Source organism: Winogradskyella sp. (assembly GCF_025210595.1).
Classification (GTDB): Bacteria; Bacteroidota; Bacteroidia; order Flavobacteriales; family Flavobacteriaceae; genus Winogradskyella.
Map to the genome: position 1 here is coordinate 48104 of NZ_JAOARH010000048.1, position 17346 is coordinate 65449.

Here is a 17346-nt window from a genome sequence, read left to right on the forward strand (position 1 = left end):
GACTAATTAATTTTTTTATGTATTCCTATTTGATTTTTCTTATATACCGCTTTTATTTCTGAAATTATTGCTGTGTCATCTATGGTTGATGGCACATTATACTCTAAATCGTCTGAGATATTTCTCAGCAATTTACGAAGAATTTTTCCTGATCGTGTTTTGGGCAAACGTTTTACCACATATACATCTTTAAACGCAGCTACAGCACCAATTTCGTGACGCACTTCTTGAATTATTTCTTTAGATATTTGGCTTTCATCGGGTTGTTCACCAGACTTCAAAACAATTAAACCCAAAGGTTTTTGTCCTTTTAAATCGCAATGCACACCAAATACTGCACATTCTGCAACAGCTTTATGAGAGGCAACAATTTCTTCCATTTCTGCAGTAGATAAACGATGTCCTGCAACATTTATAATATCATCTACTCTTCCTGTGATAAAGACATAACCATCTTCATCTTTATAGCCTCCATCTCCTGAAAAATAATATCCTGGAAACTTATTTAAATATCCATTCTTAAATCGTTCAGGATTTCCCCAAAGATTCAATAATGTTCCTGGTGGCAATGGTAATTTTACAGCAACAAAGCCTTCTACACCAGCTTCTACTTCTTTTCCTGATTCATTTAAAATTTGAATATCATAACCACAAACTGGTAATGATGCAGATCCTGGTTTAACTTCCATTAACTCTACACCAACCATATTTGTTAACATTGGCCAACCACTTTCGGTTTGCCACCAATGGTCAATTACAGGAATATGAAGATGTTGCTCTGTCCAGCTTAACGTTGCAACATCGCATCGTTCACCAGCCAAAAACTGATATTTAAGACAACTTAAATCGTATTTATTAATAAACTTACCGTGAGGATCTTCTTTCTTAATGGCGCGTATTGCTGTTGGTGCAGTAAACATTACTTTAACCTTATGCTCACTAATAACTCGCCAAAATGTTGAAGCATCTGGTGTTTTTATTGGTTTTCCTTCAAATAGGATGGTTGTATTTCTATTTAATAATGGTCCGTAAACAATGTAACTATGACCAACAACCCAACCAACATCACTAGCTGCCCAATACACATCTCCTTCTTCTACTCCATAAACATATTTCATAGAAAATTTTAATGCTGTAGCATAACCACCAGAATCTCTAATTATTCCTTTAGGCTTTCCTGTTGTTCCTGAAGTGTATAAAACATATAATGGATGATTAGATTCAACAGATACAGGTTCTATTGCAACTGATTTTGACACCAATTCTGAATAATCAATATCATAAGATTTATAGGGAATATCTACACCTCGTTTTCTATCAAAAACAACAACGTGTTCTGGCTTATGCTCCGCTAACTCTATAGCTTCGTCTACAAATGGCTTATAAGGAATTATACGCTTTACTTCTATACCATTAGAGGCTGTTATTATAGCCTTTGGTTTGCAATCATCTATTCTAATTGCCAATTCATGTGGTGCAAAACCACCAAAAACTACTGAGTGTATTACACCAAGTCTTGCACAAGCTAACATAGCATACAAGGCTTGTGGAATCATAGGCATATAAATAACACAGGTATCACCTTTTTCTAAACCCAACGCACTTAAACCACCTGCTAATTTCGCAACCTGCTCGTGTAACTCATTAAAAGTAATATGCTGTTTAGTGTTAGTTACTGGTGAATCATAAATAATAGCGTTTTGATCGCCAAAACCATCTTCTATATGTTTATCTATACATAGATAGCTAACGTTTAACTTTCCATCTTGAAACCATTGCGGATAGTTATATTGGTCTGTACCAAGGATTGCTTGTGGTTTTTGATACCAAGCAAGATTATCGGCTTGTGCTTTCCAGAACGTATCTGGATTTTTTATACTCTCTTTATAAATCTTTTGATATTTCATGACTTTGCTTTTTTAGAGTTAAATAGTCCAAACCAATTTGGATTTAATACTTTGAGCTTAATCAATGCCCAAATAATAACAGCAAAGCAAATACCCATAATGAGGGATTCAAAAGGGCCAGTGGCGCTTTCGCTTTCAAATTTAAAACGGAGATATAAGGTTACTATAACGTAAAAGCTGATAATTATATCAGACGTTAAAGCATTAATTCGTAGACGTTTCATTTTGTTTTACTTTAATTAAACATGGTTTACTTTGCACACAAAACCAATATTTAATAAAGTAGAAACCTATGATGCAATTAGCTCATTAATTTCTGAAACTATTTTTTTTACTGAAAACGGCTTGGTTAAATATTTATCTGCTCCAAGTTTTAAGCCTTTTTCAATATCTGAAGCTTTATTTTTTGCCGTTAAAAACACCACCTTAGTGTTCTTTAACTCATCACTTTCTTTAATCAACCTAAGTGTCTGATAACCATCCACTTTAGGCATCATAATATCTAACATAATAACATCTGGAACAACATTTTCTAAAATATCTAATGCTTCGCTTCCATCTCTTGCAATATACACTTCAAAATTGTGTTTTTTAAAGGTATACTCTAATGTCATTACTATATTTGGTTCGTCATCGACGATTACAATTTTCTTCATTATTCAAACACGCTTACAATTTACTTAAAAGGTAGCTTAAAACCAAAGGTTGCACCACTTTTTTGATTGTTTTTTACCCAAATTTTTCCATTGTGGTTTTCTACAATCTGTTTACAGATTGCTAAACCTAAACCACTCCCTTCTGGTTTTTGGATATTTTGATTTTTTGATTGATAAAATTTGTCAAAAATAAATAGTAAATCCTGATTAGGAATACCTTTTCCATTATCTTTTACAGTAATCTCCAAATAACCTTTATCGTATTTATAATCTACAATAATTTCACCATTTTTATTGCTAAACTTAATAGCGTTAGAGATAAGATTTGTTAATACTTGTACAATACGATCTTCATCATACTCAGCAGAAATATCGCTCATATTAGAATTTATAATCTTTACCTCATTTTTATCGGCAATGCGATATAGACTATCTATAGTTTTCTGAATAGTATTTCTAATATTATGCTTTTGAATATTTAGCTGCTCTCTACCTCTAGATAACTTTTCAAAATCTAATATATTATGTATTAACCTTGAAAGTCTATCACTATCTTGCAGCATATTCTTTAAGAATTGTGTTTTAATTTCTGGTGGCATATCGTCTTCATCATCCATCAACAGTTCTGTAGTTGCTCTTATACCAGTAATTGGTGTCTTTAATTCGTGTGCAACCGTATCTAAAAACTCATCTTTTTGTTTATCTTTTTCTATTAATTCTTCGTTAGCATCTTTTAATTGATTCGTTAGCTTTGTAAGTTCACTAGATTTTTCTCTTAACAACTTATTTCTAGCTATAGTTTCTTTAGATTCTTCAAGAATTTTCAAAACTTCTATTAGACTTACTTCATCTTCCTTTACAACACTTGCTATTAATATTTTAGCAGAAGCACTTCCTATACTTCCTGTTAATAGTTTTTCGGAAAAATTAATTAATCTAGCATCTGCCATTTGTGTATCTAAAGGCAAATCGTATTTTCTAAAAAAAAGATTTAAAGCGCGTTGTGTTCTAGCTTCACCCAAAAACTTTACCAACACTTTCTTAATATCTGCAACATAGGCTTCGCCTTTCCATACAAGAGCTCCGTCTTGTAAGTCAGTGTAGTTTTTACTGTCCACAAACATTTCGGCATAATTACGCTCACGATAATTTCCCTTTGAGGATACAGAAAATGTGACATAGCAAAACACATTAACTATCATGCTCCAGAAAAAAGCATGTGTTGGTGGGCTTAAGAAATCTATTCCGAATAAAGCATGAGGTTTTAACATTTCGATATTAGCCAAACCATACTGAACAAGATCATCTGACCCAGTTACTGCATGAATTGTAAACGGTAAAATTAATGTATAAAAAACTACACTTAATCCTGTAATAATTCCAATTATAGTCGCTTTTGATGAACCTCGATTCCAAAACAATCCAATAAAAAATGATGGTGCCAATTGCGCTATAATAACAAATGCCATTAAACCTATAGAATACAAAGACAGTTCAAAAGAAAAATTTACATAAAAAGCATAGGCTACTATAATGATAGAAAAAATAGAGATTCTCCTAATGTTTTTTATATACTTAGCATTTCGTTCTGGATGACTTTTTACAAAATATTCTAAGAATCCGTATGGAATCACCAAATTATTACTCACCATTGTAGATAGTGCCAAAGTTGCTACAACCACCATAGATATTACTGCAGAAAAACCACCTAAAAACACTAAAACAGCTAAAAATGTATTTCCATTATTTAATGGTAATAGCAATGCATAATACTCTGCTTGCTCTGTGTTTCCTATGGTTAAATTTCCTGCCCAAGCAATAAAAATAACAAAGATGTTAAACAACAGAAGGTATAAAGGAAACATCCAAATAGCATTTTTCAAATGCTTTTCTCTAACATTCTCTACTACAGAAACTTGAAATTGACGTGGTAACAAGAATATAGCCATAAACGATAACATTATAGTGTATAGCCAATTAAACCCATTTTCAAAACCATTAATAGTTGTAAGTGATTTAAAGTTTTCTGCTTTAGACATTTTAGAATAAATATCTTCAGTACCATCAAATAAAACATAGGTTACATAAATCCCAACAAACAAAAAGAAAGCAAGTTTTATTACAGATTCAAATGCCACTGACATAACAATACCTTTATGTTTCTCAGATGCGTCTGTGGTTTGAGTTCCAAAAAATGTAGCAAAAACCGCTAATAATAATGCAATGTAAAATGTAGAATCATCATACACTGAAGTTGACACATAACTTGTGTCATCTGATAATAACTGAAACGTTTCTGAAACTGCTTTAAGCTGCAAAGAAATATAAGGCACAATTGCCATTAAGCAAACAATGGTAACTAAAGCTCCTAAAAATCTGTTGTTTCCATAACGCAACGAAATAAAATCTGCAATAGAACTGATTTTATGTTGTTTTGATATTCTAATTATTTTTTTCAGCAAAACAATCCAAAGTGGAGCTGCAATAACAGGACCTAAATAAACGGGTAAGAAATTAATTCCAGAATTAGCTGCTATACCAATACTTCCATAATACGTCCATGCAGTACAGTATACAGCTAAAGATAAGGTATAAACCACCGAATTATTAACCCATTTGCTCTTTGAATTTTTTTCAGCTACAAAAGCTATGAAGAACAAAGCTGCTAAATAAAAAACTATTATAAAAAACAAAACGTAATTACTCATAATAACGCTTTAAAACCAAATAAGACACTACGATAACTGCTAACCAAATACTAAAAATTAAAACATAAAATATAGGCACTCCAAACAAATGACCTTCACTATTAAATATTAATAGAAAAGGTACATTTAAAACAACAAAAGCTGTTATTGAAAGGATGATTAATTTTTGTTCGTGTCTTTTTTTCAAAGGTGAATTTGATTTTGCTATTGAAAATTAATAAAACATTTTGAAATAAATGATGAGATTTTGAAATACTAAAAAAATCAAGTAATAATAAAATCTTAATAAATACAAAAAACAGTGTTGTAATAACAACACTGTTTTTACTAACTAATAAACACGTCAACTAGTGACTGTGTGCTTCACCAGCTCCTGATGGAATTCTAATATTCTCTACGATTTCTTGTACATGTTGTGGTGGTGCTGGAGTCATTCTTGAAACAACTACAGAAACAACAACATTAACAAGCATAGCGATTGTACCGAACCCTTCTGGAGATGTACCAAACCACCACTCGCTTTTTGGTCTAGGATCCATTACTCCTATTAATCCTGTTTTGTAAACAATCATGTAGTATAGCATTAAAACAATACCAACTATCATACCTGCAACCGCTCCTTGTCTATTCATTCGTTTATCGAAAATTCCAAGAATAATTGCTGGGAAGAAAGAAGCTGCTGCTAAACCGAAAGCTAATGCAACCACTGCAGCGACAAATCCTGGCGGATAAATACCAAACAATCCTGCGATGATAATAGCCACTAAAATTGCTATACGAGCAGCCAATAATTCTCCTTTTTCTGAGATGTTTGGCTTTATTTGCTTCTTAATTAAATCGTGAGATATTGAAGTAGATATTACTAACAATAATCCTGCTGCAGTAGATAATGCCGCAGCTAAACCACCTGCCGCAACCAATGCAATTACCCAATTAGGTAACTTTGCAATTTCAGGGTTTGCCAATACCATAATATCTCTATCTACATAAAGCTCATTTGCGGAATCGTTAGCATTAGAAACCATACGCTCACCAAAAGCTCCTCTAGCATCAGTATATGCAGGCTTACCATCTAAAGCTTTACCAGCAACATATTGAATTTTTCCATCTCCATTTTTATCAGACCAAGCTATTAATCCTGTATCCTCCCAATTTTTAAACCATTGTGGTACTTGCTTGTATTCTGTATTACTTACAGTTTCGATTAAGTTTGTTCTTGCAAAAACAGCAATAGCAGGCGCAGTTGTATAAAGAATAGCTATAAACAATAATGCTAAACCTGCAGATTTACGTGCATCTTTTACTTTTGGCACCGTAAAGAAACGTACAATCACGTGAGGTAATCCTGCAGTACCTACCATCAATGCTAATGTAATTGCAAAAACATCCCAAGTAGATTTTGTACCACTTGTATATTCATTAAACCCTAACTGCGTATGGAGTTTATCTAATTTATCTAAGAGGAATTCACCTCCTTCAACACTACCACCCATACCTAACTGTGGAATAATGTTTCCTGTCATTTGCATAGAAATAAAGAAAGCTGGCACCATAAACGCAAAGATTAAAACACAGTATTGCGCTACTTGCGTATATGTAATACCTTTCATACCACCTAAGAATGCAAATACCAATACAATTGCCATACCTATGATTACACCAAGATTAATATCTACTTGTAAGAATTGAGAAAATACAATTCCCACACCTCTCATTTGTCCAGCTACATAAGTAAAAGATACAATTAAGGCACATATTACAGCTACTGTACGTGCTGTGTTAGAGTAATAACGATCTCCGATAAAATCTGGTACTGTAAACTTCCCAAACTTACGCAGGTAAGGTGCTAATAATAACGCTAATAACACATAACCTCCTGTCCATCCCATTAAAAATACTGACCCATCGTATCCCATAAAAGAGATTAGACCAGCCATAGAGATAAATGACGCTGCACTCATCCAGTCAGCTGCAGTAGCCATACCATTTGCCAAAGGAGATACACCTCCACCAGCAACATAAAAATCTTTTGTTGAGCCAGCTCTGGCCCAAATTGCAATTCCGAAATATAGTGCGAATGTGATCCCAACTAATATCCATGTCCAAGTTTGTACACTCATAATTTTTGTTTTTTTGGTTATTAGTTAAGACTATTCGTCGTAACCATATTTTTTATCTAGTTTATTCATTATACGTACGTAAACGAAAATTAAAATAACGAATACATATATTGAGCCTTGTTGCGCAAACCAGAAACCTAGCTTAAACCCTCCAAGTCTAATTTCATTTAAGGCATCTTTAAATAGAATACCACAACCATAGGATACTATGAACCATATGACTAATAAGATGGAAAGGTATTTTACGTTTTCTTTCCAATATGCTGCTGCATTTTGTTGTTTATCTGACATAACTTATTGTTTTTATAAAAAGATCATAGCCTGTACAGTGAAAACACCTGTAGCATCACCATCTCCTACTTTATTATTTGTATAATCGAAACTCAATTTAGAATGATGCCCTGTAAAGAATACATTAGCACCTACTTTAAATTGATTAGCATTATCATCAATAGCATCTATACTTCTTGTAGAATAGGCTAGATAAGGCTGAAGTCTTGTTTTTGTTTTATCTCCAGGAAGTACATAACCCACATGACTATATATCATACTACCTGTCGCATATGGACCTAAGAAAAAGTCTTCACCATAATCATTGTTTTGATACGTAGCATAAGCTGTTATTGCAGATCCATTATCACCAATTGGAGCATCGTAAAAAGCATCTACAGCAAACAGTAATACATCATCACCTTCTCCATTTGGTAACACGACACCATTAGGGTGACTAAAGAAACCTGCTCCAACATTGAACACTTTTTTACTACCCATATAAGTACCAACCTTATAAGGTAAAGCATTAGACTCTTGATCTAAAAAATTATAATCAACATAGCCTTGAATTACCTTACCTGCTTCATCAGAACCCAACACTTCTCTACCTCGATATACGGTTGCAGTACCTACATCTCTTGGTGTTCCGTCATTATCTAGAGTATTAGTATTTGCCTCATTTAATGCAAAACGGTATTGAAGCTTATCAAACTTACCTTTTATATACACACCTATATGACGAGCAAACTGATCTGAAAGTCCAATTGTAGACCAAGATGACCTATTGTTGTCTAACGTTAACATGTTTAAGGTACTTTGATTATTTAAACGAGAAATACCATTCCAATAATGAAGACCAGCTCCTACATAAAAGTCTTTTGCAACTTTATATTCTCCCCAAAAATCATGGAAAAATAATTGTGATGCGTCAGCATTTGAACCTTGACTACCTACTGGTGAAGTATTGTTACCATTTAAACTATTAAGCCCAAAGTGAGCTACCATAGAAAACTTATCACTGAATTTTATCCAGCTTAAAACTCTTGCTCTACGTACACTTAGAGCTAATTTCTCGGTACCTTCTGGAGCATCATCGTTGTATTGAGCCCAAAATTGTCCCCAAGAAATGAATCTCATGTACTTAGTACCATCATCGTTGAAATTAATTCTATAGCCTTTCCCATATCCTGTTTCTACATCAGATTGAGAAAAACCATAGAAAAAACATAAAGCAAATACTGCTATGCTAAGATTTAGTTTTTTCATAAAGATTAATGTTAGTTAGTTATACATTGGTTTTGTGTGCAGCACTAAACTCTAAAAAACAATCTCTATAAAAAAAATTAGTATAGTTATTTGTTAATTATATATATTTTAATCTCTAAAACGTTCCCATTTTATTAGCATGAACTTGTCACCCAGCTCTGTAACTAATGTACCTGCACCAGAGAGATTTTCTGCATTAGAAAAAAATGCCGAAAGCTCATCTGCATTAAGTATTTTATAGGTAGGATGGTATTTTGAATTGTACGGTCTTTTAATATTGTATTTCTTAACCCAATTCATAATACTCACATGCGAGATTCCTAAAATCCGTTCAATCTCTCGATATGTTAAACCCTCTAAATAAAGTTGCAAGGCCTTATTAACGTAATAGTCGTCAATCTTTTTACCAAGCTTATTTACTGTAAAGTAATAATTGCAAGATTTGCACCTATAACGCTGCCTCTTATTAACAATTCCGCTCTTTACATAATTATCTGAATTACAGTTTGGACAAAGATCAATTTTCATATATATTAATTTAGCATAAATATATCAATTTAGCAATAAACTACACAAAACAATTTCACTTGTTTTAATAATCCTTCAGCTTTTAACAAAAAACAATATGTATTTACCAACATTAAGAGCATAATACTATCAATAAAGCAAATACTAGAAAATCACTTTTCAAATTAAATTAACAAGTAAAAAATATAATTACGGAACTAAAGAATGATTTTTAAAATGACGTCTTACTTAAGTAATTTTAGCAATAACACTACAGAAACAATCACAGTAAGAGAATACCAATACACTAAAATTTGCTTTTTTCTTTAATGAGCTGATTGGTTAGTTTCTTGTAGTCTTCATCTATAGCTACATTTTTGTATACAAATTGTTTCTTATTATTTGTTCTCTTCCAGCTATATTTAGGGCAAGATAATTCACCTAATAAAGATTCAATATAAGGCAGTTTCCCTTGTATGTCTTCTATGTGCATATAAGCAACATTGCTAAGCTGACTTGTTTTCTCTGTAAAATCAAAATAAAACTCAATTAGTTTATTTATAATAAATTGATTGGTTTTACTATCAACTTCAAAATTAAACTGACGTAGATCTACGCCTAATTTACCTTTAAAAAAACACTCATGTACAATATCAAAATCTAATTCATTAGGTTTATTCCAATAATTAATAACCGATGTAATCCATGACGAAGGAGATCTTAAAATACAGATATAATTTAGGTGTTTAGCAATATCATTTTTAGAAAGTTCTTCAACATAAGCACTCCACAAACCTGAACATTCTAATTTAAGGCTTAAATAGTTGAGTCGCTTTACAAAAAAGCGATCAAAATCCTTATCGAGATACTTATACGACGTAAAACTTATTGGTTCGTGCTTAGAAATTTCAGGATTAAAATTACTAGATAGATATGTAGTTCCGGTTTTATACGGCGAAATACAATATACAGTCCTTTGGGTTATTGAGTTGACGCTCTGTCTTTTTATTTTTAAAACTATTAATTGCCTTTCAATAACTCTAATTTGCTTTGCAAAAGGTGTTTTTAGAAGAAAGAATTTCAATTTATCCATTGTTGGCATTAGTGATAAAAATTAAAAAAGTTTTATATAGCTCTATATGGTTCTTTCACGATTTCAAAAATAGAATATTTCCTTATAAAGGTTAGAAAAACCTTAAATTATATTAATTATTTTATTAAACAACATCAATAATTCACATGGAAAAAAATGATATAAATACCAAGTCTTAAATGCAATTTATTCTTAATAACTTTTTCTATTTATACATTAATCTGTTCATTTTGATTATATAATATCGTTCTAGTACTTTATTTTTTTATCATATATTTAGATACACAAAAATTAAACCCAGATGCACAACTGTAAATAGCCATACATTACCCACAATACTAAAACTACAAATATGAATAGAATTTTTACTCCGATTTTTTGTTTAATTACTGCTCTGGGATTTTCACAAACAAAAGAAATTCAAATTGAATTTATTGGTAATTGTGGATTACATATGACTGACGGAAACACAAATTTCTATATTGATTTTCCATATAAATCTGGTGCTCATGGATATATGGAATTCAACAAGTCTGAATTAGATAGTATTAAAGAAAATTCTATTTTTATTTTCACACATAAACACTCAGACCATTACTCTAAAAAGAACCTTAAAAAAGTAATTAAAAACAAAGGAGGACAAACTTATGGTGTTTCAAATATCTCGGAATTAGAGAAGTTAGGTAAATCTATTGAGAATTTTGAAATAAAAGCATTTAAAACCGACCATACTGTATTTGGAATTCCATTTCGCCATTACTCTTATTTAATAACCTGGCACAATAAAAAAATCTATTTATCAGGAGATACTACCGAACCTGAAACCATAGGTAAAATAGAAAAAATTGATTTAGCTTTTGTTCCATATTGGATTTTAAAAAACGCTAAAGAGCAAAATATTACAATTGATGCAAAAATGTTTGCTATTTATCATTTATATCCTGAACAAATACCAAGTGCAAAAGAAAATTGGGATAACGTTGAGAATATAAAACCAATGATTGAGCAGGGAGAAAAAATAACAATTGAATTAGAAGCTAAATAAAATACTGTGAGCAAGACCCAGCATAGTTGTATAATTTACTTCGACTGAACTCTTAATCAGACTCAATGCTTTCACTGTCTTTTGGTTACTTCAAAAAGCACATAATTATTTACTACTTCTCATCTATTTACCAAATTTGCAACTCAAAAAAACACTATCTTGCATAAAAGCTAAAATAAAATGAGTAAGACTGACACAAGCCACCACGATGAACGCATTGCTAATATGACTTTTGCTTCTGTATATCCGCACTACATAACCAAAGTAGAAAAAAAAGATAGAACTAAAGAAGAATTACATGAAGTTATAGAGTGGCTTACAGGCTATAATGAAGAAAAAATAAACGAAATTATTGAACAAAAAGTCAACTTTAAAGACTTTTTTAATAATGCCAACCTCAACGAAAATGCACATCTTATTAAAGGTGTTATTTGTGGTTATAGAGTTGAGGATATTACCAATACTACTACACAACAATGCAGATACTTAGATAAGCTTATTGATGAACTTGCTAAAGGTCGTAAAATGGAAAAAATTCTACGCAAGCCTTAATTCTTATTATTTAATAATGCCTAAAACGTTATATCGTATATACGTTGTTGAATTATCTAAATGTGTTTTTTCCGAGAATACTAAATTTAGAACAGCTAACCCACAATACAATGGTGTCTTAGAGTGCCTTTACGTTGGTATGACAAGTAAAACTCCTAAAGAACGCTTTACAACAACACAAAACAGGCTATAGAACTAAAAAAGGATATAAAATAGCTTCAAATATTGTTGAAAAATATGGTTTATATTTAAGACCTAGTCTTTATAACCACATCGACCCATTTTTAACTAGAATAGAAGCTGAAATTGCAGAAAAAGAAATTGCTTTAGAACTTCGTAGAGCGCAATATGCAGTTTGGTTTAATTAGCTACTAAAAACTTATCTAAAGTTTCTTCATAAATAGCTTCATACTTAGGCACAATATTATGTATATCAAAGTTTTTAGATTGTGCTTTTGCATTAGCTTTAAAAGTATTTAGTGTTTCTAAATTCTTTAAAATCTTAATGGCATTTGCAGACATGTCTGCCACAGCATTAACATCACTCAAATAACCTGAGTAACCATCTATATTAACTTCTGGCAAACCACCTGTATTTGTTGATATTACAGGTACACTACTTGCCATAGCTTCTAGAGCTGCTAAACCAAAACTTTCGGTTTGAGATGGCAATAAAAATAAGTCACTAAAACAGAGAATTCTATCTATTTCATTACTGTTTCCAAAGAAAATTACTTTATCGCTAATACCTAATTCTTCAGCTAAGAGCTCTGCACCTTCTTTTTCTGGTCCTTCTCCTACCATCATTAGTTTTGCTGGTAATTCTTTTTGAATGTTATAAAAAACCTTAATAACATCAGGAATTTGTTTTACTTCGCGCATGTTACTAATATGCGTTACAATACGCTCATGATCCTCTGCCATCATAGCACGCTGGCAGTCTGTAAAACTACTAACATGCTTTTCTAAATCTATAAAATTAGGCACTACTTCAATATCTTTTTTAATATTAAAAAGACGTAAAGTATCTTTTTTAAGACTTTCGGACACAGAAGTAACTGCGTCTGATTTGTTAATACTAAAGGTTACTGCTGGCTTATAAAATGGATGGCTACCAACTAAGGTTATATCTGTTCCATGTAATGTAGTGACTATTGGTACCTGAATACCTTCATCTAATAACATTTGCTGAGCCATATAGGCTGCATATGCATGTGGAATTGCATAATGCACATGCAAAATTTGAATACCATGCAACTTAACCATATCTACTAATTTACTCGATAAGGCTAATTCATATGGTTGATAATGAAATAAAGAATATTCTGGCACATGTACTTCGTGAAAATGTACATTGTTACTCAATAACTCTAGTCTTACAGGTTGACTATAGGTTATAAAATGAATTTCGTGACCTCTCTTAGAAAGTTCTAATCCTAACTCTGTTGCCACTACTCCACTACCTCCAAAGGTTGGATAACATACAATACCTATTTTCATCTAAAAAGTTATACGTGTTTAAATAATTGCTTAAAATCAATACATATATAAAGTCTTAGGTTTTTGCAAATCCTTACAACTTCATTTAAAGTATAAAGTTAGATGTTTTGTATAACTGAATGGCAACTTTAAGTACTTTTTAACTTATAGTTATTAGCACATAACTATTCAATAATAGCTTCATAAATTAGACGTTGTATCTCGGTGCGAATATTTTCTCTAAGCAATAAGTTTTTACCAGCTTCTGGATAGGTTCTGTTAGCTAAAAACACATATACAATCTCCTCTTCTGGATCTGCCCAAGCGTAAGTACCTGTAAAGCCAGAATGACCAAAACTAGTCATAGATATGCATCCGCAAGTTGGGCCTTCATCACCTAATTGTGGTTTATCAAAACCTATACCTCTTCTATTATCACTTTCGCAATAATAACAGGTATTAAACTTATCTATAGTTTCTGATTCTATATAACGTTTGCCACCATAAAATCCTTTCTGCAAATACATTTGCATAATCTTAGCCACATCATTTGCATTGCTAAAAACACCTGCATGACCACCAACTCCACCTTGCATTGCAGCTCCCATATCGTGTACAAAACCATGTACTTTTTTATAGCGATAGTAATTATCTACCTCTGTAGGCACAATATCTTTTAGACTAAACTTTTTTCTAGGATTATAGGTTGTGTAATTTGCACCAAGAGATCTGTAATAACGGTCTTGCGTAATTTCATCTAAAGATTTGTCGTAAAATCCTTCCAGATAATCTTTAAGTATATAATATGGCAAATCACTGTAACGGTAACGTAAGCGAGACAACAACTCACTTTCTTTAATAATTTCTTGAATTGAATCTTTATAGTCATTACGCAAATAAAGTGTATTAGTAACTTCTATATTAAATTCTTTTTCTCTTTTATTTCTATAATACTTTGGATCTGGTTTTTTGGTAACCGTATCTAAAGTGGCATAATAAAAAGGTATCCAAGGTTTTAATTGTGCATAATGCGATAACATCTTTTTTAAAGTAATGTTTTTCTTGTTAGAATTTTTATATTCAGGTAGTAATGCTCCTAATTTAGAATTTAAAGATACAGAGCCTTGTTGCTCTAGTTCCATAAGAATAGGTAATGTTGCCAATATTTTGGTAAGTGATGCCACATCATAGACATCATCAAAATCTACTTTACTCTTTTTTGAATAGGTATGATAACCAAAATTCTTGTTATAAATCACCTTTCCTTTTCTAGCTACTAAAAGCTGAATGCCTGGTGTCATTTTTTGATTGACTGCATGATTTGCTACTGAATCTATTCTACTTAATAATTCAGAATCCATACCTACACGCTCTGGCAAACCATAACTTAAGTTAGATAAGGCATTGTAGGTTTCGCCTGTTGCGACAGGAAAAAACTCGCCAGCACTAACGGGTAATTTGCCTTTAGCGTCAATAGCACCAAAAATAAGCTGTGCTGATTTTTCTTGAGCTATATTACTATTTTGATAGCTCATTACGATACCTTCTATGTTTTCAATAGAACGTATATCATTTAAAGCATAAGGTCTTGCAAAGACATCCAGAATCACTGTATTATTTCTTGCTATTTCATATAACCAAGCTAATTCTTTTTGTGTAAACTCATAATCTTTCCAAGGGTTGTCATTAGATTTATGAAAACCAATAATTACAGTATTGTAATTCTGTAATTTTGAAATTATACCATCAAGTTTTTCGGCTTTAATGTGATGTACCTTAGTGTATTTCATTAATTCCTTATAAAAAGGTGAGCCATTATCATCACCTAATTCAACATAAGCTATAGTCTTTGTTTGCAAATTACGAAGTGGTAATAAGTTGTTCTTGTTTTTTACAACGGTTATAGCATTTTCCATAAGGTTTTCGTAAAGCACATCATCTTTAACTCTATTGAGATCTTTATCTAGATTATACAATCCTACAGGCGAATAGTTGTTTAAACCAACCTTATACTTAGCCATAAGTATTTTCTTAACGGAATGAGACAGACGCTCTTCGTTTATTTTTTTGTCTTCATAAGCTTCTATAATTTTCTCAATGCCTTTTTCAGGGTCTTCTGACATGAGTAGTACATCATTTCCTGCTAAAAACGCCATTAAATCAATTTCTCCACCCTTGGAAAATGTACCAGATGTAATGCCATCTACATTTTTTTCTATATAATCTGCAGCACCTTTCATGGTTAGTGCATCTGTAAAAATTAAACCTTTAAACCCTAAATCTCCTTTAAGAATATCTGTAACAATATGCTTAGATAATGATGAAGGAAATCCTCTTCGGGATTCTAGACTAGGAATATTAAGATGTGCCACCATAACGCTTGATAGTCCGTCTTGTATTAACTTTCTATAAGGATACAGTTCTATAGAATCTATACGCTTTTGACTAAACGAAACTGTTGGTAAGGTTTTATGAGAGTCATCCTCGGTATCTCCATGGCCAGGAAAATGCTTTGCGTTGGCGAGTACACCAGCACTTTGCATTCCGTTCATAAAGGCTAATCCTTTAGCGGTTACATTATCTCTATCTTCACCAAAAGATCTGTTACCAATAATTGGATTCTTTGGGTTGGTATTAATATCTACTACTGGTGCAAAATTAAAGTGTACTCCTACTCGCTTACAATGCTCGCCTATTTGCCTCCCAGTTTGTTCTACCAAGCTATCATCTGCTATTGCGCCTAGGGTCATATTCCAAGGAAAAGCATAAGTGGAATCTAAACGCATACTTAATCCCCATTCTGCATCCATACCTACTAATAGTGGAATTTTAGAGGCTGCTTGCAACTGGTTATTTAATCTGGCTTGCCTATAGGGGCCTCCTGTAGAATATATAACTCCACCAATATGTTCTTCTTTAATTAAATCAACAATTTTATTATTGACCTTGTCATTGTTTTTAGATAGTACCTGAACCATAAAGAGCTGACCTACTCGTTCTTTTAATGACATAGAATTGTATATACTGTCTACCCATTTTTGTTGTTGAACAGCATCTTTGGTTAGTAATGGATTTGGGGTTGCTTCTTGCGCAAGGTTTATTTGAAAACAAAAAGCTATAAGAATAAGGGACAAATAACGCATTGAATACTCTTTTATCGTTTTTAGAATTCTCATTAATTTTTTTGGTTTTATAAAAACCTAAAAAGTTAATAAGACTATTAGATTAACTAACGAATACTATGCCAAAATAGCATAATTAATAAGAAGTTAAAAGACTTTAGGATACTTTTATAAACTGCTTAATTAACAGTACATTTAATTTGACGGTTTTTTGATATGGGTTAGCCTCGGAATAGATATGGGTTAGACCCGACGTTGACATGGATTAGACCCGAGGCACATACGGGTGAACCCTTGGTTGTTTATTAATTAATGATACTTGAATTTCTTAAAACTGCTATTGTTTAGCTTTATGCCTTGTGAGCCACACGATGCAATTGTACGGTAGCGAGGGCAATGCTTGTCTTACGACATGAAGGTCTGGTAGGTACCATGATTTTTTGGAAGCGCTCCATTTGGCTGAGGGGAATCTTTTTTGTAATGCATTAATTAAGTTTGGGCTATACGCAAACTGAATAAGGATGACATTTTTATCTCTATGCTTGGTTGGTTGGAATGTGTATTTGTTAAAATCCATACGTTCATTTTGTATAACATATTGTATAAAAATAACAAAAA

General features: G+C 32.1%; 15 protein-coding genes. 3 read left to right on the forward strand and 12 right to left on the reverse strand.

The features are described from left to right. Positions 1-2: 2 nt before the first annotated feature. From N4A42_RS05495 to N4A42_RS05540, 10 genes are all read right to left on the reverse strand, one after another. Positions 3-1907, reverse strand: coding sequence for an acetate--CoA ligase (locus N4A42_RS05495; protein ID WP_294071065.1), 1905 nt, complete (start codon positions 1905-1907; stop codon positions 3-5). Further along, entirely contained in the window at positions 1904-2131 is a 228-nt protein-coding gene (locus N4A42_RS05500; protein ID WP_294071068.1) for a hypothetical protein, read from the reverse strand. The genes N4A42_RS05495 and N4A42_RS05500 overlap by 4 nt, the downstream gene beginning before the upstream one ends. A gap of 66 nt (positions 2132-2197) precedes the next feature. Continuing rightward, the gene (locus tag N4A42_RS05505) at positions 2198-2563 is read right to left on the reverse strand and encodes a response regulator (protein ID WP_294071071.1); all 366 of its coding nucleotides are present in this window, start codon (positions 2561-2563) and stop codon (positions 2198-2200) included. Positions 2564-2583: 20 nt separating this feature from the next. Then, positions 2584-5271 carry a sensor histidine kinase gene (locus N4A42_RS05510; protein ID WP_294071074.1) on the reverse strand — a complete coding sequence of 896 codons (2688 nt, stop codon included), beginning with the start codon at positions 5269-5271 and terminating at the stop codon, positions 2584-2586. After that, complete coding sequence (locus tag N4A42_RS05515; RefSeq protein ID WP_294071077.1) at positions 5264-5458, reverse strand: hypothetical protein; 195 nt, start codon at positions 5456-5458, stop codon at positions 5264-5266. The genes N4A42_RS05510 and N4A42_RS05515 overlap by 8 nt, the downstream gene beginning before the upstream one ends. 160 nt (positions 5459-5618) lie before the next feature. Beyond that, complete coding sequence (locus N4A42_RS05520; protein WP_294071080.1) at positions 5619-7391, reverse strand: sodium:solute symporter family protein; 1773 nt, start codon at positions 7389-7391, stop codon at positions 5619-5621. A 30-nt stretch (positions 7392-7421) separates the two neighbouring features. Continuing rightward, positions 7422-7682 (reverse strand): DUF4212 domain-containing protein, encoded by a 261-nt coding sequence (locus N4A42_RS05525; protein WP_294071082.1) that lies wholly within the window; start codon positions 7680-7682, stop codon positions 7422-7424. 12 nt (positions 7683-7694) lie between these two features. Continuing rightward, positions 7695-8930 carry a hypothetical protein gene (locus tag N4A42_RS05530; protein WP_294071085.1) on the reverse strand — a complete coding sequence of 412 codons (1236 nt, stop codon included), beginning with the start codon at positions 8928-8930 and terminating at the stop codon, positions 7695-7697. A 108-nt stretch (positions 8931-9038) separates the two neighbouring features. After that, positions 9039-9458 (reverse strand): helix-turn-helix domain-containing protein, encoded by a 420-nt coding sequence (locus N4A42_RS05535; protein ID WP_294071087.1) that lies wholly within the window; start codon positions 9456-9458, stop codon positions 9039-9041. 286 nt (positions 9459-9744) lie between these two features. Further along, the gene (locus N4A42_RS05540) at positions 9745-10521 is read right to left on the reverse strand and encodes a hypothetical protein (RefSeq protein WP_294071090.1); all 777 of its coding nucleotides are present in this window, start codon (positions 10519-10521) and stop codon (positions 9745-9747) included. A 361-nt stretch (positions 10522-10882) separates the two neighbouring features. Between N4A42_RS05540 and N4A42_RS05545 the strand changes: the two genes are divergently transcribed. The 3 genes from N4A42_RS05545 to N4A42_RS14545 all read left to right on the forward strand — a co-directional run bounded on the left by N4A42_RS05545 (position 10883) and on the right by N4A42_RS14545 (position 12320). Further along, positions 10883-11575 (forward strand): MBL fold metallo-hydrolase, encoded by a 693-nt coding sequence (locus N4A42_RS05545; RefSeq protein WP_294071092.1) that lies wholly within the window; start codon positions 10883-10885, stop codon positions 11573-11575. A 180-nt stretch (positions 11576-11755) separates the two neighbouring features. Next, positions 11756-12127 carry a DUF2200 domain-containing protein gene (locus N4A42_RS05550; protein ID WP_294071094.1) on the forward strand — a complete coding sequence of 124 codons (372 nt, stop codon included), beginning with the start codon at positions 11756-11758 and terminating at the stop codon, positions 12125-12127. Between the two features lie 16 nt (positions 12128-12143). After that, positions 12144-12320, forward strand: a complete 177-nt coding sequence (locus N4A42_RS14545; protein ID WP_367172495.1) for a hypothetical protein — start codon at positions 12144-12146, stop codon at positions 12318-12320. 167 nt (positions 12321-12487) lie between these two features. On the opposite strand, the gene bshA is transcribed toward N4A42_RS14545, so the two are convergent. Continuing rightward, positions 12488-13627, reverse strand: a complete 1140-nt coding sequence (gene bshA / locus N4A42_RS05560; RefSeq protein ID WP_294071097.1) for an N-acetyl-alpha-D-glucosaminyl L-malate synthase BshA — start codon at positions 13625-13627, stop codon at positions 12488-12490. Between the two features lie 164 nt (positions 13628-13791). Further along, complete coding sequence (locus tag N4A42_RS05565; RefSeq protein ID WP_294071099.1) at positions 13792-16749, reverse strand: glycoside hydrolase family 3 N-terminal domain-containing protein; 2958 nt, start codon at positions 16747-16749, stop codon at positions 13792-13794. Positions 16750-17346: the final 597 nt, after the last annotated feature.